The sequence below is a fragment of the Archaeoglobaceae archaeon genome, from assembly GCA_038734275.1.
Classification (GTDB): Archaea; Halobacteriota; Archaeoglobi; order Archaeoglobales; family Archaeoglobaceae; genus WYZ-LMO2.
On the sequence record JAVYOO010000001.1, the window covers coordinates 419,597 to 442,305 of the forward strand.

23 protein-coding genes are annotated in these 22,709 nt (G+C 43.7%); 15 read left to right on the forward strand and 8 right to left on the reverse strand.

Annotated elements, in window-relative coordinates; genetic code table 11:
- Positions 1-2: 2 nt before the first annotated feature.
- Both QXI54_02270 and QXI54_02275 read right to left on the reverse strand, forming a co-directional pair.
- Positions 3-1,928 carry a 3-hydroxyacyl-CoA dehydrogenase/enoyl-CoA hydratase family protein gene (locus QXI54_02270; GenBank protein ID MEM0301979.1) on the reverse strand — a complete coding sequence of 642 codons (1,926 nt, stop codon included), beginning with the start codon at positions 1,926-1,928 and terminating at the stop codon, positions 3-5.
- A 13-nt stretch (positions 1,929-1,941) separates the two neighbouring features.
- Complete coding sequence (locus tag QXI54_02275; GenBank protein MEM0301980.1) at positions 1,942-3,582, reverse strand: long-chain fatty acid--CoA ligase; 1,641 nt, start codon at positions 3,580-3,582, stop codon at positions 1,942-1,944.
- A gap of 88 nt (positions 3,583-3,670) precedes the next feature.
- On the opposite strand from QXI54_02275, the gene QXI54_02280 reads away from it, so the two are divergent.
- A complete protein-coding gene (locus QXI54_02280; GenBank protein ID MEM0301981.1) occupies positions 3,671-4,810 on the forward strand; it encodes an acyl-CoA dehydrogenase family protein in 1,140 nt (379 codons plus the stop codon).
- 28 nt (positions 4,811-4,838) lie between these two features.
- Here the strand turns inward: QXI54_02280 and QXI54_02285 are convergent, their stop codons facing one another.
- Positions 4,839-6,773, reverse strand: coding sequence for a 3-hydroxyacyl-CoA dehydrogenase NAD-binding domain-containing protein (locus QXI54_02285; protein MEM0301982.1), 1,935 nt, complete (start codon positions 6,771-6,773; stop codon positions 4,839-4,841).
- A gap of 93 nt (positions 6,774-6,866) precedes the next feature.
- On the opposite strand from QXI54_02285, the gene QXI54_02290 reads away from it, so the two are divergent.
- The 14 genes from QXI54_02290 to QXI54_02355 all read left to right on the forward strand — a co-directional run bounded on the left by QXI54_02290 (position 6,867) and on the right by QXI54_02355 (position 18,318).
- Entirely contained in the window at positions 6,867-7,652 is a 786-nt protein-coding gene (locus QXI54_02290) for an enoyl-CoA hydratase/isomerase family protein (GenBank protein ID MEM0301983.1), read from the forward strand.
- A gap of 91 nt (positions 7,653-7,743) precedes the next feature.
- Entirely contained in the window at positions 7,744-8,169 is a 426-nt protein-coding gene (locus QXI54_02295; protein ID MEM0301984.1) for a cobalamin B12-binding domain-containing protein, read from the forward strand.
- On the forward strand, positions 8,169-8,558 hold the full coding sequence (mce, locus tag QXI54_02300; protein MEM0301985.1) for a methylmalonyl-CoA epimerase: 390 nt from the start codon (positions 8,169-8,171) through the stop codon (positions 8,556-8,558). Before QXI54_02295 ends, mce begins: the two co-directional genes overlap by 1 nt.
- Position 8,559: 1 nt before the next feature.
- Positions 8,560-10,107: a carboxyl transferase domain-containing protein gene (locus QXI54_02305; protein MEM0301986.1), complete on the forward strand. Its 1,548-nt coding sequence runs from the start codon at positions 8,560-8,562 to the stop codon at positions 10,105-10,107.
- 9 nt (positions 10,108-10,116) lie between these two features.
- Positions 10,117-10,242, forward strand: coding sequence for a hypothetical protein (locus QXI54_02310; protein MEM0301987.1), 126 nt, complete (start codon positions 10,117-10,119; stop codon positions 10,240-10,242).
- A complete protein-coding gene (locus tag QXI54_02315; protein ID MEM0301988.1) occupies positions 10,239-10,649 on the forward strand; it encodes a biotin/lipoyl-containing protein in 411 nt (136 codons plus the stop codon). The genes QXI54_02310 and QXI54_02315 overlap by 4 nt, the downstream gene beginning before the upstream one ends.
- A 4-nt stretch (positions 10,650-10,653) precedes the next feature.
- Positions 10,654-12,297 (forward strand): methylmalonyl-CoA mutase family protein, encoded by a 1,644-nt coding sequence (locus tag QXI54_02320; GenBank protein MEM0301989.1) that lies wholly within the window; start codon positions 10,654-10,656, stop codon positions 12,295-12,297.
- Between the two features lie 46 nt (positions 12,298-12,343).
- Positions 12,344-13,240: a 3-hydroxyacyl-CoA dehydrogenase NAD-binding domain-containing protein gene (locus QXI54_02325; protein ID MEM0301990.1), complete on the forward strand. Its 897-nt coding sequence runs from the start codon at positions 12,344-12,346 to the stop codon at positions 13,238-13,240.
- A gap of 9 nt (positions 13,241-13,249) precedes the next feature.
- Positions 13,250-14,431: a beta-ketoacyl synthase N-terminal-like domain-containing protein gene (locus QXI54_02330; protein MEM0301991.1), complete on the forward strand. Its 1,182-nt coding sequence runs from the start codon at positions 13,250-13,252 to the stop codon at positions 14,429-14,431.
- Positions 14,431-14,832, forward strand: a complete 402-nt coding sequence (locus tag QXI54_02335) for a Zn-ribbon domain-containing OB-fold protein (GenBank protein MEM0301992.1) — start codon at positions 14,431-14,433, stop codon at positions 14,830-14,832. The genes QXI54_02330 and QXI54_02335 overlap by 1 nt, the downstream gene beginning before the upstream one ends.
- 4 nt (positions 14,833-14,836) lie before the next feature.
- A complete protein-coding gene (locus QXI54_02340; protein MEM0301993.1) occupies positions 14,837-15,985 on the forward strand; it encodes an acyl-CoA dehydrogenase family protein in 1,149 nt (382 codons plus the stop codon).
- Between the two features lie 34 nt (positions 15,986-16,019).
- On the forward strand, positions 16,020-16,415 hold the full coding sequence (locus QXI54_02345) for a VOC family protein (GenBank protein ID MEM0301994.1): 396 nt from the start codon (positions 16,020-16,022) through the stop codon (positions 16,413-16,415).
- Between the two features lie 188 nt (positions 16,416-16,603).
- Positions 16,604-17,683, forward strand: coding sequence for a histone deacetylase (locus QXI54_02350; protein ID MEM0301995.1), 1,080 nt, complete (start codon positions 16,604-16,606; stop codon positions 17,681-17,683).
- Entirely contained in the window at positions 17,680-18,318 is a 639-nt protein-coding gene (locus QXI54_02355) for an endonuclease V (GenBank protein ID MEM0301996.1), read from the forward strand. Before QXI54_02350 ends, QXI54_02355 begins: the two co-directional genes overlap by 4 nt.
- On the opposite strand, the gene QXI54_02360 is transcribed toward QXI54_02355, so the two are convergent.
- The 5 genes from QXI54_02360 to QXI54_02380 all read right to left on the reverse strand — a co-directional run bounded on the left by QXI54_02360 (position 18,305) and on the right by QXI54_02380 (position 22,703).
- Complete coding sequence (locus tag QXI54_02360) at positions 18,305-18,694, reverse strand: DUF473 domain-containing protein (GenBank protein MEM0301997.1); 390 nt, start codon at positions 18,692-18,694, stop codon at positions 18,305-18,307. The genes QXI54_02355 and QXI54_02360 overlap by 14 nt on opposite strands.
- A 4-nt stretch (positions 18,695-18,698) precedes the next feature.
- The gene (locus tag QXI54_02365) at positions 18,699-19,421 is read right to left on the reverse strand and encodes a proteasome assembly chaperone family protein (protein ID MEM0301998.1); all 723 of its coding nucleotides are present in this window, start codon (positions 19,419-19,421) and stop codon (positions 18,699-18,701) included.
- 162 nt (positions 19,422-19,583) lie between these two features.
- Positions 19,584-21,014, reverse strand: coding sequence for a pyruvate carboxylase subunit B (locus QXI54_02370; protein ID MEM0301999.1), 1,431 nt, complete (start codon positions 21,012-21,014; stop codon positions 19,584-19,586).
- Positions 21,015-21,093: 79 nt separating this feature from the next.
- The gene (locus QXI54_02375; protein ID MEM0302000.1) at positions 21,094-21,714 is read right to left on the reverse strand and encodes a hypothetical protein; all 621 of its coding nucleotides are present in this window, start codon (positions 21,712-21,714) and stop codon (positions 21,094-21,096) included.
- A 5-nt stretch (positions 21,715-21,719) separates the two neighbouring features.
- On the reverse strand, positions 21,720-22,703 hold the full coding sequence (locus tag QXI54_02380; protein MEM0302001.1) for a CaiB/BaiF CoA-transferase family protein: 984 nt from the start codon (positions 22,701-22,703) through the stop codon (positions 21,720-21,722).
- Positions 22,704-22,709: the final 6 nt, after the last annotated feature.

A 22,709-nucleotide genomic window follows, 5' to 3' on the forward strand; every position in this document is an offset into this window, starting at 1 on the left:
AATCACCTTCCAGTCCAAGATGGGCGTCTTCTCTGCACGAAAGCCCTCATTCCCTCTGCAAAATCTTCAGTGGGTATCAGCTCGGTTATCTCGTGCAATCCCTTTTCAACAACAAATCTGAAGATGTCTCTGTAAACCCTCGAAGTCTCCTTTATTGCCCTCGCAGAGAGTGGGGCAAGCCTTGTGATCTTGTTTACAAATTCCACACCAGTAATTTCAAGCTGGTCTTTCGAAACTATCACATCAACGATTCCCAACTGCTTCGCCTCTTCAGCATCCATTTGATCTCCAGTTAGGCAGTATCTCATCATCAGCCTTCCAATGACAGCCAAGCCAAGCGATGAAGCTATCGGCGGAATTGCTCCTATCAAACCCTCTGGCACCGAGAAGGACGCGTCTTCGCTTGCAATTACTATATCAAATGCCAGATTAAGCTCCAAACCTCCACCAAAGGCTATTCCATTGACAAGAGAAATTATCGGTTTTTTATAATTTGCAATTGTGTTAAGCAGTGGGACTGCAACGTTCGTGAAGAAAACCTTTCCGTCCATAAAGCCTTTCCAAGAACCCATAACCGCAATATCGTCTCCAGCGCAGAATGCTCTTCCTTTTCCTGTTATCACGACAGCCCTAACGTCTGGATCTTTTTCAGCTTGAATAAAAGCCTCGTTTAGCCCTTTCCACATATCCTCGTTGAGTGCATTCAGCTTCTCTGGACGATTCATTGTAATCATAACGTAATTGTCCCTTTTCTCATAAATAACTGGTCCAAACTCCTTTTTTTCGTATTTCCACTTGTAGAATCCCTCTCCCGTCTTCTTTCCAAGTTTTCCTTCGGAAACCATCTTCGAAATTAGCGGATCAACGCCTTTGGCTTCAAGAACTTTTAAAACGTCGTCAATTCCGAAATCATCCGCCATTTCAAGTATTCCCTTAGGATAAGCCATTCCAAAAACCATTGCCTTGTCTACGCTTTCTTTGCTTGCTACTCCATTTCTTATAAGCCATGCCGCTTCGTTTACACCCGAAGCTAACAGTATTAGGGGGTTTAACCTGTAAGCAAACTTCGGCAATATCTTTGCCCTGCTATAGAACCCTTCGTATTCATAAAATCCCCTGCCCGTTTTCATTCCAAGCCTATTCTCTTCTATCATCTTCTTCACGGTTTCAGGAACCTCTACATCCATTCCCCTGTTGCGAAGCTCCTTAATAACGTTGTAAAGCACATCTACTCCGCTGAAGTCAACTACTTCAAGAAGACCCATCGGCATTCCGATTCTATACTTCACAACCGCATCGATTTCTTCAGGCTTATATCCCTCCTCCAAAAGCCTAACAGCTTCGTTAAAAACCCTAACATTAATTCTGTTAACCACAAAGCCCGGAACATCTTTCTCAACGATTATGTAGTCCATTCCTATGGACTTTGCAAATTCCACCGCCTTTTTCAGCGTTTCATCGTTTGTCCTTTCGCCCTTCACAATTTCCAAGAATCGGATAAGAACTGGTGGATTGAAGAAGTGAAGCCCTATAACTTTTTCCTGTCTTTTTGTGGCTGAAGCTATGTCAGAAATCGGAATCGTCGAAGTATTTGTCGCAAGAATTACATCTGGCTTGCAGTTTTCATCAAGCGTCTTAAATATCTCTTTCTTAACCTCTGTTTTCTCAACAACCGCTTCGATTACAAGATCCGCATCTTTCGATACCTCAACTAAATTTGTGGTCGTCTTTATTCTACTAATTACATCCATCGCACCTTTTAAAGCTCCTCTTTCCTCAAGCTTTTTCAGACTCCAGCCAATTTTCATCCTTGCAGACTCCAATGCCTCCTCTGAAACATCGACCAAATCAACTTCGAAGCCAGCGGTTGCACAAACAGTGGCAATTCCATGACCCATCGTTCCCGCTCCAACAACCAAAACCCTCATACTATCCCCTTTATTACTTGGAGTAATAGTCTTTATACATTTCTCTCAGCATTCTCTTGCTGAATTTTCCAACGCTCGTCTTCGGTATTTCGTCGACAAAGATTATTTCATCTGGTATCTGCCATTTTGCAAATCTTTTTGCAAGATGCTCTCTAATTTCCTCTTTCGTTATGCTCTCTTTGAACTCTGCCTTTGGCACCACAATCGCTAACGGTCTTTCCTGCCACTTAGGATGCGGAACTCCAATTACACAGGCTTCAAAGACTTTTGGGTGTGCCATGATGTGGTTTTCGAGATCAACACTGCTTATCCACTCACCACCACTTTTTATTAGATCCTTGAACCTGTCTACGATTTTTATATATCCATTGGGATCTATTGTCGCCGCATCTCCGCTTTTCCACCATTTGCCCGTCTCATCCTCCAAGAAGGACTCAAAAGTCCTCGGATCCTTGTAGTATTCTCCAGTTACCCACAATCCCTTGATGCAAAGCTCCCCGATCGTTTTTCCATCCCAGGGTAGCTCTCTACCACTCTCATCTACAATTTTAACATCGGTGCCAAATATCGGGACTCCCTGTTTTCTTCTGATCTCCCATCTATCATCCTCGCCCAGTTCTTCAAGTTCTGGCTTTAAGAAGTTGTAGCAAACGAGTGGAGTAGTTTCTGTTGCACCATAGGCATGAATTATTTCGATGCCAAACTCCTTTAAACCCTTCATCATCGCAACTGGTGGTTCCGTGGCACCGCTAAATGCCCTTAGATAAAATTTAGGCTTCTCTTCAAGCTTTTGCAGATAATTAAGCATTGGTAAAAATATTGCTGGAGCTCCAGCGGTCACAGTAACTTTTTCGCTTATAAGAAGATCCACTAACGGCTTCAAATCATCAAGCATGAATCGCCCCGGAAATACTATCTTACCACCTGCAATCGTGGCAGCGAAGAATCCGCCCCAGCCCTGAGCGTGAAACATTGGGACTATCTGCATGAAAACATCACTCTTGTTGATGTTTAGAGCTGTTAGAATTGCAAAAGAGTGCAGAACAATTGATCTATGAGAGTAATAAACTCCTTTCGGCTTACCCGTGGTGCCAGAAGTGTAGCATGCGGAATACGCGGATCTCTCGTCGATCACAGGAAAATCGTATCTGTCATCCTGCTCCTTCAGCAGATCCTCATAGCTGAACGTCTCGAAGAATGTTTCTGGTGGCTTTCCATCGCTCATAACCACAAATTTCGCCTTAACTGCATCGAGCAAGGGTATCACGAGCGGAAGCAGAGATTCATCAACAAAGATGAGCTTTGCTCCGCTGTGCTTCGCAACATAAGCCATTTCCTCAGGATGGAGCCTCAAATTCATCTGCAATAAAACCGCTCCGATTCCTGGAATTCCAAAGTAAAGCTCATAGAATCTGTGCGTGTTCCAGCTGAGAACTCCTACTCTGTCACCAACCTTTACACCCAAACTTTCGAGAGCATTTGCAAGCCTTGAAACTCTCTTAAAAGCTTCTGCATAATTGTATCTAAACATTGAGCCATCCAAACGCTTTGAAGCTATTTCTCTGTTCGGAAAGAACTTTGCAGCATACTTCAGCATGTCTATCACGTTCAACTGCTCATCCATCATTGTTGACGGAAAACCCCTGACAATCATATTCTCACCGAAAAATTATTGTAATTTTCATTTATAAACTTTTTGAGAATGCAAAAAATTTTTATACTATAAAATAATTATTTTATGTATGTTTGACCTTAACGAAGATCTTAAACTTCTAAAGAATGCAGTTAGAGAGTTTGCCGAAAAGGAGATAAAGCCCTACGGAAAGGATTTTGATGAAAAAGCTGAATATCCTTGGGAGATACTTCGAAAGGCTGCAAAACTCGGATTTATAGCTCCTGATCTTCCCGAAGAATACGGTGGTTCGAATCTTTCCACCTTAGGCTGTGTCCTCATAGTCGAGGAATTCACGAGAGCCGACAGTAGCATAGGCTCTGCGATCTTTTCCTCAGCTTTGGGCTGTCCAATGGTAAAATACTTCGGAACTGATGAACAAAAGGAAAAATATTTGCCAAAAATCCCGAAAGGAAAAGCTGTTTCAGCAATAGCGATAACTGAGCCGGACTGCGGAACTGACGTTTCAGCAATTAAAACAAGGGCAACGAAGATTGATGGCGGATGGATTCTTAACGGCACAAAGACATTCATAACAAACGGTAGCATTGCGGAATGGGTTGTTGTTCTTGCAAAGACTTCTCCAGACTTAGGATACAAGGGAATTTCCGCATTCCTTGTAGAGACTTCTTCAAAAGGTTATGAAGCTAAAAGAATCAAGAAAATGGGTCTTAACTGCCATGACACTGCAGAGATCTTCCTTAAAGACGTGTTTGTTCCAGAAGAGAACCTTATAGGCAATGAGAATATGGGTTTTTACCAGTTAATGCGTTTCTTCAATGAAAGCAGAGTTGGAGTCGCTGCATCACAGCTTGGAATGGCAATCGGAGCCTATGAGAGGGCACTGGAGTATGCAAAGCAGAGGAAGGCATTTGGAAAGCCATTGATTGAGCATCAGGCTATAGCTTTTAAGCTTGCTGAGATGTTCACGATGATTGAGGCTGCGAGGCTTTTGGTTTATAAGGCTGCTTGGCTTGTTGATGAAGGAAGCGCAAATCCTGCGATAAGTTCTGCTGCGAAGCTATTTGCAAGTGAAGTGGCTGTGAGGGTTTGCAGTGAGGCTGTGCAGATATTCGGTGGTTATGGATACAGCAAGGAATACGATGTCGAGAGGTATTACAGGGATGCGAGGGTTGGGACGATCTATGAAGGGACGAGTGAGGCGCAGAAGATTGTTATAAGTAGGTTTCTGGGTGGAAGGCTTTTCTAAAATAAATTAAAATAAATTTATAAAAAATTTATCTGCCCTTGAACTCTGGCTTCCTCTTCTCAAAGAATGCGGTTATACCTTCAACCACGTCCTGAGTTGCGGTTGCGACTCCAAAGGCAAGCTCTTCGAGGAATTTTCCTATCTCAGTTGGCAGATCCGAGCCAAAGTTTATCGCATACTTCACAACTCTCAGGCTTACTGGTGGCATCTCAGCCAATTGCTTTGCGAGTTCCATCACTTCTTTTTCAAACTTGTCTGCATCAACAGCCTTTGCAAGCCCGATCCTTTCTGCCTCGTCCGCATCAAGTCTCTTTGCAAGCATTATCATCTCCTTTGCCTTTGCAACACCCACGATCTTTGGTAATCTCTGCGTCCCTCCCCAGCCAGGAATAAGCCCGAGAGCAACCTCTGTTAAACCGATTTTGGCACCTCTTTTCATTATTCTGAAGTCGCAAGCCAATGCAAGCTCACAGCCTCCGCCAAATGCGTAGCCATTAACCGCTGCAATCACTGGCTTCGGGAACTTCTCTATCTGAGAAAAAACTTCATTGCCCTTGTAAGTGATCCATAGCATTCTCTGTGGCGAGAAATCCGCGTTAGACTGCAAATCAAAGCCTGCTGAGAAGGCTTTATCTCCAGCACCCGTTATCACGAGCACCCTAACTTCTGGATCTGTCTCCAGCTCTTTTAGAGCCATTGAGATCTCTTCAAGTGTATCCATATCAAGGGCGTTCAATTTCTGTGGACGATTGACAGTCAATTTTGCAATTCTGCCCTTCTCAAGAACTATGTTCTTGTAGACGGCTTTTCCATAGTCATAGAATCCCTTTCCAGCCTTAACACCAGTTCTGCCCTCTGAAACCATTTTCTTCAGCAGTTCTCTTGGCTTCAGAATCGCATATCCTTTCTCTTTGTAGAGCTCCTCAAGTTTTGCAAGAACCTTGTCAAGTCCAATCTCGTCTCCGAGCTCGCAAACTCCTTTGGGCATGTTCGTGCCGAGCTTCATCGCAGTGTCTATTTCCTTTGGCTCAGCAACTCCAAGTTCTATAAGCTCTGCTGCGATGTTTACCATCGGAGCTATGAGCCTGAGCTCATCGTAGCCCTCAACCTTCGGAATCTTTGGTCTGCCAGCGCTCCAGTCGTAGAATCCCTTGCCAGTCTTGGTTCCGAGCTCCTTCTTATCGAATTTATCCTTAAGTATCTTCGGAGTTGGAACGAGTCCCCACTGGGAGCCTATGAACACGAGAACGTCAAGCCCGACGAAGTCTGAAAGCTCGATTGGACCCATCGGGAATGAATACTTGTAAAGGAACACTGCATCGATCTCTTCCTGCTTTGCAATACCCTTCTCAACGTCTTCGATCGCCAAGGTTAAGTAAGGCACAAGTATTCTGTTAACTATGAAGCCAGAAACGTCTTTCTTAACAACAACAGGCGTTTTACCGATGCTCTTAACAAAGTCAACACAGATCTTTACAGTCTCATCACTTGTCTTTTCCCCTTTTACAACTTCAACGAGCTGCATTACAACTGGCGGGTTAAAGAAGTGCAATCCGACAAATTTTTCGGGGCGATCTGTTGCATTCCCGAGCTCGGTTATGCTCAATCCTGAAGTATTACTTGCAAAAATGCAGTCCTTCTTTGCAAACTTTTGAACTTCAGCAAAAAGGCTCTTCTTCAAATCCATGACTTCTGGGATTGCCTCGATCACAAGATCAGCATCTTTTACTGCCTCTTCTACCGAAAGAGTGTATTTTAATCGACTGGCAATTTCTCTGGCTTTTTGTTCCGTCATCTTGCCCTTGGAAACAGCTTTTGCCAAGCTCTTCTCTATGGAATCCTTGGCTTTGTCTATAAACTCCTGTTTTATGTCTCTAACGTAAACTTCATAGCCCGCAGTGGCACAAACTTGTGCTATGCCACTTCCCATAACTCCCGCTCCTAAAACGGCTATCTTTTTCATTGTCACCACCGTAAAAATGTGCCTTAGAGTATTAAATAATCTTTCCGATTTGTAATCGGTTTAGTTTAAATATAATAAAATGTTGCTTCAGCTATGGGTAGAGTTGTGTTTGAGATCGACGCAGATCCGAGAGTAGTTTGGATAAAACTAAATGAGCCAAAGATGAACGTTTTAAGCATGAAAATGCTCAAAGAACTACATGAGGCAATTTTAAAAGCAGAAAGGGGTGATTTTTCTGCAATAATTCTTTCGAGCACCTGTGAAAACTTTTGCGCTGGAGCTGATCTGAAAGAATTGAAGGATCTCTCATTCGAAGAAGGTCTTAAATGGTTTGAACAATACATGGAGATCGTCAAACTGCTTAGAACTTCGAGCAAACCTATAATTGCAGCTGTTCGTGGCTTCTGCGTCGCTGGAGGAAATGAGCTTGCAATGGCGTCCGATCTCGTTGTTGCTTCAAGAAATGCGAAGTTTGGTCAACCAGAAGTCAGGGTTGGATCAACAGCCATGGGTTTAGGTGTTCAGCTATTGCCCCTAATCGTTGGAGAAAAAAGAGCAAGAGAGCTTTTGCTCACTGGGAGAATTATAGATGCAGAAGAGGCTTTTCGCATCGGGCTTATAAACAGAGTTGTAGATGACGAAAAACTTGAAGAGACTGCAAGAGAACTCGCAATAGAAATAATCGAAAACTGTAGTCCCAAGGCTTTCAGAGTAATAAAATCAGGCTTGAACTTCTGGACAGATCTTGCGATGCTATGGGGGCAGGTTGCAAGGGATTTGACTTCTCTTGTCTGGACTTCCGGGGAATTTAGAGAGCGATGCGAAGAATTTCTTCGTAAAGAAAAGCCCAGAGCAAGAAAATTCCATGGTATCAAATGATTCTGATTTTACCAAAATCTATAAGGGAACCAGAATACTGAGAAAAACAATAAAAACGATAAATTTTTAAGTTTAGGACTTAGGGGTCTCTATGCTTGAGAGTCGTAGAATTAGAGTCCTCATCGCAAAGCCTGGACTTGATGGGCACGATCGCGGAGCAAAGGTTGTTGCAAGAGGGTTGCGTGATGCGGGATTCGAAGTTATCTACACGGGAATTCGCAGAACTCCCGCTGAGATTGCGGAAACCGCTCTGCAGGAAGATGTTGATGTCATTGGGCTGAGCATTCTGAGTGGTGCCCATCTTGAGCTAATTCCACCGGTCATAGAAGAACTACGAAAAAGGGGGATAGAGCCAAATAAAGACGTTCTCGTGCTTGTTGGTGGTATAATACCGAAAGATGATGCAGAAAAGTTATTAAAAATCGGGGTTGCGGGAATTTTTGGTCCCGGAACAAATTTGGGGGAAATTGCTGATTTCATTAGAAAAGGTGTTGAAAAGCTTAAAAAGGTGATTTAATGAAAATAGACCATATCGGGATAGCGGTCAAGAACCTATCTGAAGCTATTAAAACCTTTGAAGCCCTTGGCTTCGAACTGGAGGAGATTGAAGAAGTTAAGGAGCAAAAGGTGAAGGTTGCAATGCTTCCAATTGGGGAAAGCAGAATAGAACTTCTTGAAGCTACTTCAGATGATTCTGCAATTGCAAAATTCCTGGCTTCGAGAGGCGAAGGGATACATCACATTGCACTCAACATTCAAAACATCGAATCAGCTTTAAAAAAGGCGAAAGAATCCGGGGTTAAGCTTATCGATGAAAAACCAAGAATTGGTGCGGGTGGGAAAAAAGTTGCCTTTTTGCATCCTAAAAGCACACATGGCGTTTTGATAGAATTTGTGGAGGGTTAAAATGCAAGATGCATTAAAGAAGTTATCTGAAAAAAAGGAAAAAATCCTGAAGATGGGTGGAGAGGAGAGGATCAAAAAACAGCACGAAGACGGAAAGCTAACCGCAAGAGAAAGACTTGAAATTTTACTCGATCCTGGTAGCTTTGTGGAGTTAAATCCTTTTGTTGAGAAAAGAAATACTGACTTTGGACTTGATAAAATGGATTTGCCAGCTGATGGTGTTGTCACTGGCTATGGAACAGTCGACGGACGACCTGTTGCAGTATTTGCACAGGATTTCACGGTTTTGGGTGGGAGCCTTGGAGAAATGCATGGATTCAAGATAGCATATCTTCTGGATTTCGCAATGAAGCTCGGAATTCCTGTAGTGGGGCTAAATGACAGTGGAGGGGCAAGAATTCAGGAAGGGGTTGACGCGCTTAAGGGCTATGGAGACATATTCTACAGGAATACTCTTGCAAGCGGAGTGATTCCGCAGATAAGCGTCATACTTGGTCCTTGTGCTGGTGGGGCGGTTTACAGTCCAGCAATAGGCGATTTCATAGTCATGACAAAAAATGCGAACTGCTATATGTTCATAACAGGCCCAGCTGTTGTTAAGGCGGTAACTGGAGAAGATGTAACCCCATTTGAGCTTGGAGGATGGGAAGCTCATGCGACAAAAAGCGGAAACTGTCATCTTGTTGCTGAAAACGATGAAGAAGCTCTTAAGCTTGTTAGAAAGCTCCTGAGCTATTTGCCCCTGAACAACATGGAAGATCCGCCAAGAGTTGAGACTGGAGACAGCCCCTCAAGGCTAACTCCAGAGATCTACGAAATTCTACCCGAAGACCCGGGAAAGCCGTATGATGTTCGTGAAGTAATAAATGCGGTCGTAGATAACAGAGAATTCTTTGAAATACACAAATACTATGCTCCAAACGCTGTAGTTGGCTTTGCAAGGATCGATGGTAGAAGCGTAGGCATAGTTGCGAACAACCCTGCCTACCTGGCGGGATGTCTTGACATAAACAGCAGTGATAAGATTGCAAGATTCGTTAGATTCTGCGATTCTTTCAACATTCCGATTATCACGTTCGTCGACGTTCCGGGCTATTTGCCGGGTGTTGAGCAAGAATACGGGGGGATAATAAGACATGGTGCCAAGATACTCTTTGCCTACAGTGAGGCAACGGTGCCCATGGTTACGGTGATAGTCAGAAAAGCCTACGGAGGTGCATATCTTGCGATGGGTAGCAAGCACCTCGGAGCGGACATCGTTTTCGCATATCCTTCTGCAGAGATCGCGGTCATGGGACCAGAGGGTGCTGCAGAAATAGTTTTCAGAAAAGAGATTTCGAGCGCAAGCGATCCAAAGGCTATGAGAGAGGCGAAAATTAAAGAATATCGCGAAAAATTCGCAAATCCTTACAGAGCAGCTGCCAGAGGCTACATAGATGATGTTATTGATCCGAAACTTACAAGAGTAAAGATAATCTCAGCGCTAAGAATACTGGAAAGCAAAAGAGAGAAGCTTCCGCCGAAAAAGCATGGAAATATACCTTTATAAGGTGGTTTTATGACACCCGAAGAATTTGTTGCAGGAGTTGTTGCGGTTCATAAATATCTCAGAGAGAAGGAGAAGCCAATCGAGATTAAAGAAGTACCCAGAATCTGGAAGATCTCCGCAAGGGTGATGCCGTGAAGTATAGGGTCGAGATTGGGGAAAAGAGTTACGAAGTCGAAGTCGAAGAAATCGGAATTAACGAGTTCAAAGTGACCGTTAATGGAAAAACTGTGATTTTCGAGTTGAAACCAAAGAGTGAGGCAAAAGAAGTTAAGCAAACCGAAATCAGGGCGATGAAACGTGAAGAAAGGACTTCTGAGCCTAAAACCGAAGGAAAAGTTGTTAAGGCTCCGATGAATGGAATGGTTACAAAGATACTCGTAAAACTTGGCGATGAAGTCAAAGAGGGGGATACCCTGATTGTAATCGAAGCAATGAAGATGGAAAACCCAATCAAGGCTCCGTTCGGCGGAAAAGTTTTGGAGATCTTCGTTAAGGTTGGAGACAAGGTTTCAAAGGATGCTCCCTTGCTGAGACTGGGGTGATTGGATGAAGAAGAAAGACTGGGAAGAAAGGATTGTGATTCCGTTCATAAACAAAAGCCCCGAAAGGAAGAAGGAGTTTAAGACCGCCTCTGGTTTTATAGTAGACCGATTATACACCCCTGAAGATGTAGCAGTTGAATATGAGTCGAAAATTGGCTATCCCGGCGTTTATCCATTCACAAGAGGAATTTATCCGACGATGTATCGTGGAAGGCTATGGACGATGCGACAATACGCGGGCTACGGCACGGCTGAAGAGACGAACAAGAGATACAAGTTCCTGATATCGCAGGGGCAAACTGGATTGAGCGTTGCATTCGATCTGCCTACCCAGATAGGCTACGACAGCGATCATCCAATGGCTCTCGGAGAAGTTGGAAAAGTTGGCGTTGCGATCTCTACGCTTGAAGACATGGCTACGCTTTTCGATGGTATTCCGCTTGCCAAAGTTTCGACTTCGATGACGATAAACTCAACCTGTGCCCAAATTCTGGCAATGTATACTACAGTAGCGGAATCTCAGGGAGCAAACAGAGCGGAACTTCGCGGAACAGTGCAGAATGACATGCTGAAAGAATACATAGCCCGTGGAACTTACATTTATCCGCCAGAACCGTCTTTAAGGCTCGCAACAGACATAATTGTATTTTGTGCCAAAGAGATGCCGAACTGGAACTCGATAAGCGTCTCAGGATATCACATGGAAGAAGCGGGAGCCACAGCAGTGCAGGAAGTTGCATTTACACTTGCGGATGGAATAACTTACGTTGAGAAGGTTCTTGAAAGAGGAATCGATGTCGACGATTTTGCACCACAGATCAGCTTCTTCTTCTCAGCTGGCAACAATTTGCTTGAAGAAGTTGCAAAGTTCAGGGCCGCAAGAAGGCTTTGGGCAAGGATAATGAAGGATCGATTTAACGCCAAAAAACCGCAGTCCATGATGCTCAGATTCCATGTGCAAACCGCAGGTTGCACTCTAACCGCACAACAGCCAGAGAACAACATCATAAGAGTGACATTGCAGGCTTTGGCTGCTGTGCTTGGAGGTTGCCAGAGTTTGCACACAAACAGCTTCGATGAGGCACTCTGTTTGCCAACAGAAAAGGCGGTAAGAATTGCTCTCAGGACTCAGCAGATAATCGCAGAAGAGAGCGGTGTTGCTGATGTTGTTGATCCTCTTGGCGGAAGCTATTACGTTGAATGGCTAACGGATAAAATTGAAGAAGAAGCGATGAGATACATCGAAAAAATCGACGAGATGGGCGGAATGATAAAGGCTATAGAGACCGGATACGTTCAGAGAGAGATCCAGAGATCTGCATACGAGAAGCAGAAGGCAATAGAGAGCGGAGAGCTTACGGTGGTTGGAGTAAATAAGTATAAGATAGACGAAGAAGTCCACATTGAGCTTTTGAGGGTGCCGAAGGAGATAGTGGAGAAACAGATAGCGAGGGTGCGGAGGTTCAAGGAGAACAGAGATAGGAGCAAGGTAGAAGAGGCTCTTCAGAGGCTTGAGAAGGCTGCTGAAACCGACGAAAATCTGATGCCTTTCATTTTTGATTGCGTAAAAAGCAAAGCAACTCTTGGAGAGATTGCAAACAGCTTAAGAAGGGTTTTCGGAGAGTTCAGAGCTCCTGAAGTATTCTGAGCTTTGCAAAAACAAAAAATTTTTAGTATTCGAACGAATTTTTTCTATGAAAATTGAGGATATACAATCGATTGGGATTCTTGGAGCGGGAGTAATGGGCAACGGCATTGCACAGGTTTTTGCGAGAAGCGGTTACGAAGTCGTGCTTGTTGACATCAGCAAAGAGATTCTTGAAAAAGCCCTTGATAATATAAAGTTTGGTCCTTACGGGCTTAAAAGGCTCGTTGAAAAAGGAAAGATGAGCGAAGAAGAAATGGAAAAATGTCTCAGCAGAATTAAGACTTCGACAAGCTATGAAAGCCTGAAAGATGTTGATTTCATAATCGAAGCGATTCCAGAGAATCTGGAATTGAAAAGAAAAATATTTGCACAGCTTGATAAAACATGCAAGAAAGAAGCCATTTTTGCCTCCAACACATCTGGCATCATGATCTCAAGCATTGCAACCGCTGTGGAAAGAAAGGACAAATTTATAGGGATGCACTGGTTCAATCCCGCGCCAGTCATGAAGCTCATCGAAGTTGTTAAAGGAGCTCTGACTTCTGAGGAGACTTTTCAAATCACCATGGAACTTTCAAAGAGGGTTGGAAAAATTCCCATTGCAGTGAATGATGCTCCAGGATTCTTCACAACCAGATTCATAAATTCATGGCTAATTGAAGCAATAAGGCTTTACGAAGCAAACGTCGCTGGAATAAAGGAGATCGACGAGATGTGCAAGCTTGCCTTTGGCTTTCCAATGGGACCATTTGAGCTTATGGATCTCATTGGGCTCGACACGGTTTTGCACATCGCCGAATACATGTTCGAAGAAACAAAAGAAAAGCACTACGCTCCACCGATAACGCTGAAGAAACTCGTTCTTTCAGGCTATCTTGGAGATAAAAGACTTAAATTTGGAAGCAAGGGAGGATGGTATGACTTCTTCGGAATTAAAAAGTAGGGTGGTCTCTTGAGGCGGGTCGCTATCCTTGGGGTTGGAATGACCAAATTTGGAAAGCATTCAGAAAAATCCCTCGTTGATCTGTTTGCTGAGGCATTTTTCGAGGCTTTTGAAGAATCTAATATAGAGCTTAAGGACATTCAGGCAGTCTATTACGGAAACTTCGTTGGAGAGATGACTGATGGCTCTGCAAATCTCGCGGGATTCATAGCCGATGAGATCGGGCTGAAAAATGTTCCTGCAATCAGATACGAAGGAGCCTGTGCTTCTTCAAGCGTTGCATTTAGAGAAGCTGTTAGAGCGGTTTCAGCTGGCTATTATGACTGCGTTGCTGTCGGTGGGAGCGAAAAATTGCTCAGTGCTGGAACTGGCATTGGAACAAGAGCTCTTGCAACCGCGGTTGATGGTGTTTACGAGATAGCGGTAGGACTCACGTTTCCGGGGGTTTTTGCACTCGCTACAAGGCTTTACGCAAAGGAATACGGAATCCCGCTCGAAAAGCTTAGAGAAATGATGGCTTATGTTTCTGTGAAGAACCACAGATATGGAGCACTGAACCCAAAAGCCCAGTTCTACGGGAAATACGGAGATTTAAAGGTTGAAGACGTTTTGAACTCCCGAATGGTTTGCTCACCAATTACTCTGCTGGACTGCTGTCCAATGACCGACGGTGGAAGTGCGGTGATAATTGCGGAAGAGAAGCTCGCAAAGGAAGTTATCGATACCCCAGTTTACGTTCTTGGCACTGGTCAGGCTTCTGGTGGTGCTCTGTTCAGACAGGAAAAGGACATCGTGAAAGCGATTCCAAGAAGAAAGTCTGCAGAAATGGCTTTCAAAGAGGCAAAGATTCAGCCAAAAGATGTTGACTTCGTTGAGCTCCACGATTGCTTTACCATAGCAGAAATAATAGCATTGGAGGCAATGGGCTTCTTCAAATATGGGGAAGCATGCTACGCAACAAAAGAAGGTATGACGAGCATCGATGGTGATCTTCCAGTCAATCCAGATGGTGGTCTTATTGGTAAAGGACATCCAGTCGGCGCCACGGGGGTTTCGCAGATTTATTCTGCGGTGAAACAGCTAAGAGGAGAGTTCAAGTGGAATCAGGTGAAGGATGCAAGAATTGCAATGACCGACACGCTTGGAGGCGATTTCGGAACCCTTGTAAATGTGATCCTGGGGGTGGAATGATGTTTGCAGAGTTCTTCAGCAACCTGAAGGAAGGAAAACTCATTGGCTTGAAATGCAAAGACTGCGGGGCGATTACATGCCCTCCAAAGAACACCTGCAACAAATGTTCTTCCAGAAATCTTGAGAGGGTTTTGCTAAGTGGCAAGGGAGTTATCAAAAGCTATACCGTCACTTACATAGCCCCAATGGGATACGAAAAAGAGGCCCCATATACTGTAGCACTCGTTGAGCTTCTCGAAGGGGCATGGATCGTTGGAAGGCTCGATGTCGATCCAAAAATTGCTGACAGCGAGGATCTTATCGGAAAGAGGGTTTCGATTTACGCCAAGGAATTTCAGAGTGAGATGTTCTATCCAGATAAGAGCAAAAGAGTCGTGCCATATTTCAAAATAGAGGGATAAGAGGATGAAATTTGAGCTAAGCGAAGAGCTAAGAGACTTGCAGAATGCGGTTAGAGAGTTTGCTGAAAAAGAGATAAAGCCCTACGGAAAGGAGTTCGATGAAAAGGCAGAATATCCATGGGAAATCTACAGAAAAGCCTCGAAGCTGGGCTATATTGGAGCGAGCGTTCCCGAAGAGTTAGGCGGAGCGGGAATGGGATGCTTGGCTGAGGCTGTGATCAGCATCGAACTAACAAGAGCGGACAGTAGCATAGGATCCGCAATCGATCTTGCGGTGCTTGGAGTTCCTATGATCCTAAAGCATGGCACTGAAGAGCAAAAGGAAAGCTACATCCCGGGAGTAGTAAAAGGAAAAGCTCCATCCGCGATTGCAATAACTGAGCCGGACTGCGGAACAGATGTTTCCGCAATTAGAACAAAGGCTGTAAAAGATGGCAACGATTGGGTGATCAACGGCTCAAAGACGTTCATAACAAACGGTAGCATCGCTTCCTACGCAATTGTTCTTGCAAAGACTTCAGAAACAAGCCCTCCACATGCCGGAATAAGTGCTTTTATCGTTGAAACAACTCGCGAAGGCTATGAGGCTAAAAGAATCAAGAAGATGGGTCTTAACTGCCACGATACCTGCGAAGTTGTGCTTAAAAGTGTCAGAGTTCCTGCGGAGAATCTTATAGGCAAGGAGAACAGGGGTTTTTACCAGCTAATGGATTTCTTTAACGAAAGCAGAATTAAAATCGGAGCCCTGCACCTTGGAATGGCAATTGGAGCCTATGAGAGGGCACTGGAGTATGCAAAGCAGAGGAAGGCATTTGGAAAGCCATTGATTGAGCATCAGGCTATAGCTTTTAAGCTTGCTGAGATGTTCACGATGATTGAGGCTGCGAGGCTTTTGGTTTATAAGGCTGCTTGGCTTGTTGATGAAGGAAGCGCAAATCCTGCGATAAGTTCTGCTGCGAAGCTATTTGCAAGTGAAGTGGCTGTGAGGGTTTGCAGTGAGGCTGTGCAGATATTCGGTGGTTATGGATACAGCAAGGAATACGATGTCGAGAGGTATTACAGGGATGCGAGGGTTGGGACGATCTATGAAGGGACGAGTGAGGCGCAGAAGATTGTTATAAGTAGGTTTCTGGGTGGTAAGCTAACGCGATAGAAAAAATTTTATTTTTAATAGTTTTAATTTTTGCATGGAAGATCTGAGAATAGATCAGATCGGAGTTGTAACGAGAGATATCGATAAATTGACGAGATTTTTCAGAGAAAAGTTCGGAGTTGATTTCGTTATCTTTGAAACCCAACAACAAAAGGGAAGACTAAAGATTGCGCTAACAAATCTTGGAGAAGTTCAGCTCGAACTGATTCAGGTTCTCGAAGGCGAAACAATACATGCAGAGTTTCTTAAAAGAAAAGGTGAGGGATTGCACCATATTGGCTTCTTTGTTAAGAATCTGGACGAAAAGCTGAGGATTGCAAAGGAGAATGGAATGGAAGTTGTTGAGCAAGGAGAGATCGCTGGAGTCAGATACGCCTATCTCGATACCGAAAAAGATATTGGATTAACTCTTGAATTCATCGAAGCCTGATTAAATCCAGCCTAAGATTCCTGCGAATATTGCAAGCAATATTGCGTCGAATCCAAGAATTCCCATACAAGAGCTTTGGCGGAGTTTAGCACCAACCTTCTAAATTTAAAATACCTATTTCTTTCTTAGCCAATTTCAACATTTTTCTATTGAGTAAAACTTTAATATTCTTTCAGGAACTTAAGCCAATGGTAACGGGCATTGTATTCCATCCAGCTTATCTCGAACACGAGCAGAGTCCAACTCACCCGGAAAGAAAAGAAAGACTAGCCTATACAATAGATCAGCTAAGAGAAGAGGGAATATTTGACTCTCCCGAGATAAAAATCCTTGAACCAGTTGAGGCGAGCATCGAAGACGTTCTCGAAGTGCACACCAAGGAATACATCGACTTTCTTAGGGAAGAAAGCAAGACCGGTGGAGTAATAGATGCGGACACGAATATTCCTGTCGGAGTATTTGAAAAGGCCTTACTCGCTGCTGGTGGAACAATTAGAGGAGCCAAAGCTGTCCTCGAAGGAGAAGTAGATAATGCATTTGCCTTGGTTCGTCCGCCAGGACATCATGCAAAACCTCACATAGGTGCGGGATTCTGCTATATAAACAACATTGCGGTGATGGTAAAGTGGTTACTGAAGAAGGGACTTAAAAGGATCCTTATCCTTGACTGGGATGCTCACCATGGCGATGGAACGCAGGAGGTATTCTACAATGATAAAAGGGTCTTATTTATCTCAACTCACCAGATACCCCTATATCCTGGCACTGGCTATCCTCAGGAGTGTGGAGAAGGCGAGGGAATGGGCTATACTGTAAACATCCCTCTTCCGCCGGGCACGGGAGATGAAGGATATAAGATGGTCATTGAAGAAATTATCGAACCAATAACACTCGAATTTGAGCCGGAATTCATTGCAATCTCCGCCGGACTTGATGCCCACTTTACGGATCAGCTCACTGGACTGGCTTTAACTGCAAAGGGTTATGCAGAGATGTTCAAATGGTGCATAAGCATAGCAGAAGAGCTTTGCGACGGGAGAGTTGTTGCAACTCTCGAAGGCGGCTACAGCGTCGAAGCAGCGTTGCCATACACAAATCTCGGTATAATTTCTGCAATGGCTGGCTTTGACATTTCCGCAATAAGAGAGCCCGAAAACTATCTTGCTGAGCTCGTATGGAGAAAAAAGACTGCAGCAATCCCAAAACTAAAAACAAATATTGAAGAGGTAAAAAAAGTCCACTCGAAGTTCTGGAAGTGCTTTAGATGAACATTGAGGAACTGAACGAGATTCAGCTATGTATTGCTAGAAAAGTTGATTTGAGAGACAGATATAGAATTGATGAAATAAAATACGTAATCGGAGTCGATCAGACCTTCGTTGGAGATAAAATAATATCGTGTGCGGTAAAGTTTGAATTCCCAGCATTGAAGGAAATTGAAAAAAATTTTTCCATTGACGAAGTTAGTTTCCCTTACATACCCGGATACCTGATGTTCAGAGAGGGTGAACCCGCAGTTAATGCTGTCAAAAAGCTCATCTCTGATAATACGGTCATAATCGTCGATGGAAGCGGAATAGCTCACCCACGAGGATGTGGGCTTGCCACCTACATTGCGATAAAAACGAACACACCTACAATTGGTGTAACAAAAAAGAAACTTTTTGGTGAAATCCAAGGCAACGGAGACATCAAAACCATCAAGGACCGAGAAAAAACCATAGGATACACATTAAAAGGGTGTAAAAATTGTAAGGAAATATATATTTCTCCTGGAAGTTTTATTTCTCCGGAAACTGCCCTTGAAGTCATAAAACTCTGTATTAGGGGTAGGCTTCCTCTTCCTATAAAAATTGCACACGAAATTGGACAGGAATTAAAGAAAAGATTTACCATGCGGTAAAATGAGTCACTTCAACTACCTCTGCTTCTATTGCCTCAAGGGGATCTCCAGTTTTTATCTGAACAATCCTACCAACTCCTCTTGGATTCAATTTCAGTCTTACGACGACCATTTCGCTTTCCTCAATGTAGTGTGGAGATGAGTAAAATAAGGACTGTTGAACGAGTTCTTTTCCGCTAACCTCTGCAATTATACCGCTAATTCCTCGCTCCAAATCTCTTATTCTGGAGTAAGTTAGAAAAACGCAATCTCCAAGGTTCAGCTTCATCGCTGTCGCAACGTTGTGAGCACTTCGAAGTTCTATCGTTCTTATGTTCCTTCTTACAATGTCCTCGATAATCCCCCTTGCTATCCCCGTTAGAACGTAGCATCTCATTTTCTCACCCATACATTGGAAACTCTTCTTTCTTTACTTCCTGCACAGCCTGTTGAGCGAGCTTCTGCATCTGCGCCTCTATAAATTCTGCTTCCTGAAGTAATTTTTCAACACTTATTTTCCAGCCCAAAATCTTGTTTAACGCTCCTATCAAATTTGCTGCAGCCCTTGGATCGGGATTAAAACCGGTTGTCTCTCCCAGCAATGCGATACCCGGAAACTTCACAGCCACGCACTCGTTCATTATGCTTCCCGCAACACCGGATATTGTGCCAGTTCTGAGGATCTCCACATGATCTTTTATTTCTTCGAGCAAATCTTTATGAGTTACAGCACCAAAAACTCTCTTCTTGTCTTCAAAAGTTGCTATTCCTGCAAGAGAGAAAATACGATGTGCTTTAATTTGAATAGCCCAGTCCACGATGACTTTGCTTATTCCATACGCTATCTGAGGAATTATTGGGAGATCAGAATGGATAAGCAGAAAGTTCAATTCTTTGCACTGATAAATCCTAATAGGGGGTAAAACTACTCCTTCAAAAAGCGTTGCCACAGGAGGGAGCTCCTTGGAATCCAAGATACCAAGATTTTCGAGTGGAAGTTCAGTGATAAAGTAACCAGTTGCAATTGTGCCAACAAGCCCTATTCCCGGGAAACTCGTGAGTATAATCGGATTCTTCAGGGATGGGGTTTCCGCAATTATTTCCGCCTCCACAAACTCATCCATAGTATACTGTTGAACTTTAAATATTTCAAACTTCCTATGACTCTGCAACCGAACCATGTTGCTCTACTATGCCCCCGAGAAGAATTCAGCATAAGTCGGTCGCTTCATGAATTTTTGGTTGTTTTTTATTACCAAGTTTTTAGCAAAAAGCTTTCAAAAAAGTTATGTGGGTTTAACGCTCACAGTATACTTCGCACCATCTATGACAACTTCAAAGCTACCCTCAACTTTCCTTGAGGTCGAAGGGAAAGGTTCTTCCTTTGTTTGCTTCATCAGGAACTGAAGCCCAGTTTGCGGGAACAAAGCATAGATTAGCACGTTCTCGTCACTTGGCTCAATTCCTTTTTCCAGCAGTTCTTTCTTTCTCTTTTCGAACTCTGGTTCAAGCAAATCAGCTGGTCTGCAGTCAATTGGCTTTTCATTGCCAAGGATTTTCTTCACGATCTCTTCTTTAATTGGTGCGGGAGTTCTGCCATACATTCCCTTAACAAGGTCTTTTGTTTCCTTCGTTACGACTTTGTATCTCTCTCCCATGAGCACGTTGAGCACCGCCTGAACGCCGACGATCTGGCTTGTAGGCGTTACAAGTGGTGGATAGCCAAGATCCTCTCTCACTTTCGGCACTTCCTTCAAAACTTCGGGTAGCTTTTCGAGGGCATTCTGTTCTTTCAGCTGTGAGATCATATTCGAGAACATCCCGCCGGGGATCTGATAAACAAGCACGTTCGTGTCGGGGATCGTTGAAAGCGGATCCAGATAGCCAGCATACTTCTCCCTGAGCTTCATAAAGTATTCCCTGACTTCAAGAAGCACATCCAATTTGACCCCAGTTTTGTAGCCAAGCTCTTCAAGAGCAAATACCATGCTCTCTGTTGGTGGATGGGAAGTTCCGCAGGCAAGAGGGGACATGCAGGTGTCGATCATGTCCGCTCCCGCTTCCACAGCTTTTAGCAAAGCCATTGAAGCCATTCCGCTTGTGTAGTGTGAATGAACGTTGATCGGTAATCTTATTTCTTTCTTTAATGCCTTAACAAGTTCGCTTGCAACTTTTGGTGAGAGTAGCCCCGCCATGTCCTTAATGCAGATCGAGTCTATTTCGAGTTCTGCAAGCTGTTTTGCGGTTTCAACGTATTTCTCGATCGTGTGCACTGAAGAGATTGTATAGCAGATCGTTCCCTGCACGTGGTGTGCTCCGAACTTCTTTGCAAATTTGATCGGGGCTACAAGATTTCGGACATCATTCAGCGCATCAAAGATCCTGAAAACATCTAAACCATTTTCGATCGTCTTCTTTACAAATTTCTCAACGATGTCATCGGGATAGTTTCGATAGCCAACAAGGTTCTGCCCTCTGAGGAGCATTTGCAGAAGGGTATTCTTAACTCTCTTCCTGATCTCTTTGAGTCTTTCCCACGGATTCTCGTTCAGAAATCTGTGGCAGACGTCGAAAGTTGCACCTCCCCAGACCTCGAATGAGTAAATGCCCGCAGAATCGAACTTTTCAAGGATCGGGATCATGTCCCTTGTCCGCATTCTCGTGGCTAACAGCGATTGGTGTCCATCTCTAAGTGTGAGATCAACGATCTTTACCATGGCTGTGATTTTGGGTGGAATATAATAAAATTTCGTCCTTTTCAAAGCTTGGATTAAACCAATTAAAAATTAAGTTTCTTTAAGGGCTCCCCTTCTTTTTTAATGCTGTTATAACTCCATGACATTTGCAGGCGGTAGCAATGACGACTCTATCGCTTTCTTTAGCTTTTTCTATTACTTCTAAAAACTCGGAGCCCTTGATCGCCCCCAAACCAGGAGCAAGCTGATAGCTGATCAGCACTAAAGCTTTCGGATATGCAAATCTTATCAATTCGAACATTGGGCATGGTCTTTTCAGTTTCGTGATCGGGCAAACGTCTGGAGAATTGCAGTTTTCAAGGCAAATTCCATCTCTGTTGTAGCTAAGAACGATTCCACCGTTTCCAACAGCCACGACAAGCTTTTGAGGAATTCCAGATAAAATACAATCGATCACTTCGTTCCAAGGCTCAAAAAGATCTCTGAGCGCTTCTGCAGCAACGTGCACAGGAGCGGTGGGGAAGATCCATTCAGGCTTAACCCTTTGAGCGATCTCATAAAGCTTTTCAGCACCCTCATTTATAAGCTCAATACCAGCGCCAAATCGTTTTAAGACTTCGCATTCTGGATTTCTGTCGAGAACAACGAATTCTCTATGCTGTTTGATCAAGAACTCGACTGCTTTTATTCCGAATTTGCCACCTCCGACGACGATGTCCATAGCGATCAAAACGGTTTTTTAACAGCCTTTATTTTCTTTTCTCCAAACTCTATCTCTTCAAAAATTCTGTCTCCGAGCAATTCTTCGATTCTATCAGGATCTCTCAGGCTTAAAACCTCGAAGGCTGGAACGTCAGCATTTTGCAAAACCTTTATTGCTTCATCAGTTTTCATTTTTTCGAGCTTTAAAGATATGAGATTTCTGAGCTCTTCGTATCTTTCAATGCTCTCAAAAAGAGAACTGTCGGTGTTTAGATTAAGTGCTTTGCAAAGTCTCCGCCAGAAGTGTTCTTCCGAGATTATGCCTATGGTTATAAAACCGTCTGAAGTTTTGTAAATTTCATAGGCAGGGTTTCTTGTGAAGACTGGCAGGATTCCCAAGCCGTTGAGGATCGAGGTTGTGTGAATCGGCACTGCAAATGCTGCAGACTTGAGCATGCTGATGTCGATAAACTTACCCTTTCCAGTTTTCTCTCTTTCTATCAGCGCTGAAAGAATTGCTATAACAGCAAAGACTGATGAAGAGAAGTCTGCGAGCTGAACATTCGGATCCAAAAGCTTTCCTTTTCCACAGATCTCAAGAATGCCAAGAATTCCAAGAACGTTCAGATCGTGTGCGGGATACTGAGAAAGTCTCGAGTTCTGACCAAATGCAGAAATCGAGCAGTATATTATCCTTGGGTTAACTTTTGAAACCGCCTCATAATCGATTCCGAGCTTCTTTGCAACGCCAGGTCTGTAGCCCTCTACAATAACGTCCGCATCTCTTGTAAGCGAAAAAAATCGAACTTTATCTTCTTCGCTTTTTAAATCAAGTGTTATAAATTTTTTACCTGCATTAAAAACTGCAAAGATCTCTTCGAGGTTTCTTGCAGGATCTCCAGCAGGGGGTTCGATTTTTATGACTTCAGCACCAAGTAGCTGAAGAATCCTCGTGCAGAATGGACCAGGATAGAAACTTGCAAGTTCAAGAACCTTTGCTTGGATCATAATCAA

Coding starts and splice junctions, on each gene's coding strand:
- QXI54_02270 (MEM0301979.1), bottom strand. CDS start 1,928: ATGAGGGTTTTGGTTGTTGGAGCGGGAACGATGGGTCATGGAATTGCC.
- QXI54_02275 (MEM0301980.1), bottom strand. CDS start 3,582: ATGATTGTCAGGGGTTTTCCGTCAACAATGATGGATGAGCAGTTGAAC.
- QXI54_02280 (MEM0301981.1), top strand. CDS start 3,671: ATGTTTGACCTTAACGAAGATCTTAAACTTCTAAAGAATGCAGTTAGA.
- QXI54_02285 (MEM0301982.1), bottom strand. CDS start 6,773: ATGAAAAAGATAGCCGTTTTAGGAGCGGGAGTTATGGGAAGTGGCATA.
- QXI54_02290 (MEM0301983.1), top strand. CDS start 6,867: ATGGGTAGAGTTGTGTTTGAGATCGACGCAGATCCGAGAGTAGTTTGG.
- QXI54_02295 (MEM0301984.1), top strand. CDS start 7,744: ATGCTTGAGAGTCGTAGAATTAGAGTCCTCATCGCAAAGCCTGGACTT.
- mce (MEM0301985.1), top strand. CDS start 8,169: ATGAAAATAGACCATATCGGGATAGCGGTCAAGAACCTATCTGAAGCT.
- QXI54_02305 (MEM0301986.1), top strand. CDS start 8,560: ATGCAAGATGCATTAAAGAAGTTATCTGAAAAAAAGGAAAAAATCCTG.
- QXI54_02310 (MEM0301987.1), top strand. CDS start 10,117: ATGACACCCGAAGAATTTGTTGCAGGAGTTGTTGCGGTTCATAAATAT.
- QXI54_02320 (MEM0301989.1), top strand. CDS start 10,654: ATGAAGAAGAAAGACTGGGAAGAAAGGATTGTGATTCCGTTCATAAAC.
- QXI54_02325 (MEM0301990.1), top strand. CDS start 12,344: ATGAAAATTGAGGATATACAATCGATTGGGATTCTTGGAGCGGGAGTA.
- QXI54_02335 (MEM0301992.1), top strand. CDS start 14,431: ATGTTTGCAGAGTTCTTCAGCAACCTGAAGGAAGGAAAACTCATTGGC.
- QXI54_02340 (MEM0301993.1), top strand. CDS start 14,837: ATGAAATTTGAGCTAAGCGAAGAGCTAAGAGACTTGCAGAATGCGGTT.
- QXI54_02345 (MEM0301994.1), top strand. CDS start 16,020: ATGGAAGATCTGAGAATAGATCAGATCGGAGTTGTAACGAGAGATATC.
- QXI54_02350 (MEM0301995.1), top strand. CDS start 16,604: ATGGTAACGGGCATTGTATTCCATCCAGCTTATCTCGAACACGAGCAG.
- QXI54_02355 (MEM0301996.1), top strand. CDS start 17,680: ATGAACATTGAGGAACTGAACGAGATTCAGCTATGTATTGCTAGAAAA.
- QXI54_02360 (MEM0301997.1), bottom strand. CDS start 18,694: ATGAGATGCTACGTTCTAACGGGGATAGCAAGGGGGATTATCGAGGAC.
- QXI54_02365 (MEM0301998.1), bottom strand. CDS start 19,421: ATGGATGAGTTTGTGGAGGCGGAAATAATTGCGGAAACCCCATCCCTG.
- QXI54_02370 (MEM0301999.1), bottom strand. CDS start 21,014: ATGGTAAAGATCGTTGATCTCACACTTAGAGATGGACACCAATCGCTG.
- QXI54_02375 (MEM0302000.1), bottom strand. CDS start 21,714: ATGGACATCGTCGTCGGAGGTGGCAAATTCGGAATAAAAGCAGTCGAG.
- QXI54_02380 (MEM0302001.1), bottom strand. CDS start 22,703: ATGATCCAAGCAAAGGTTCTTGAACTTGCAAGTTTCTATCCTGGTCCA.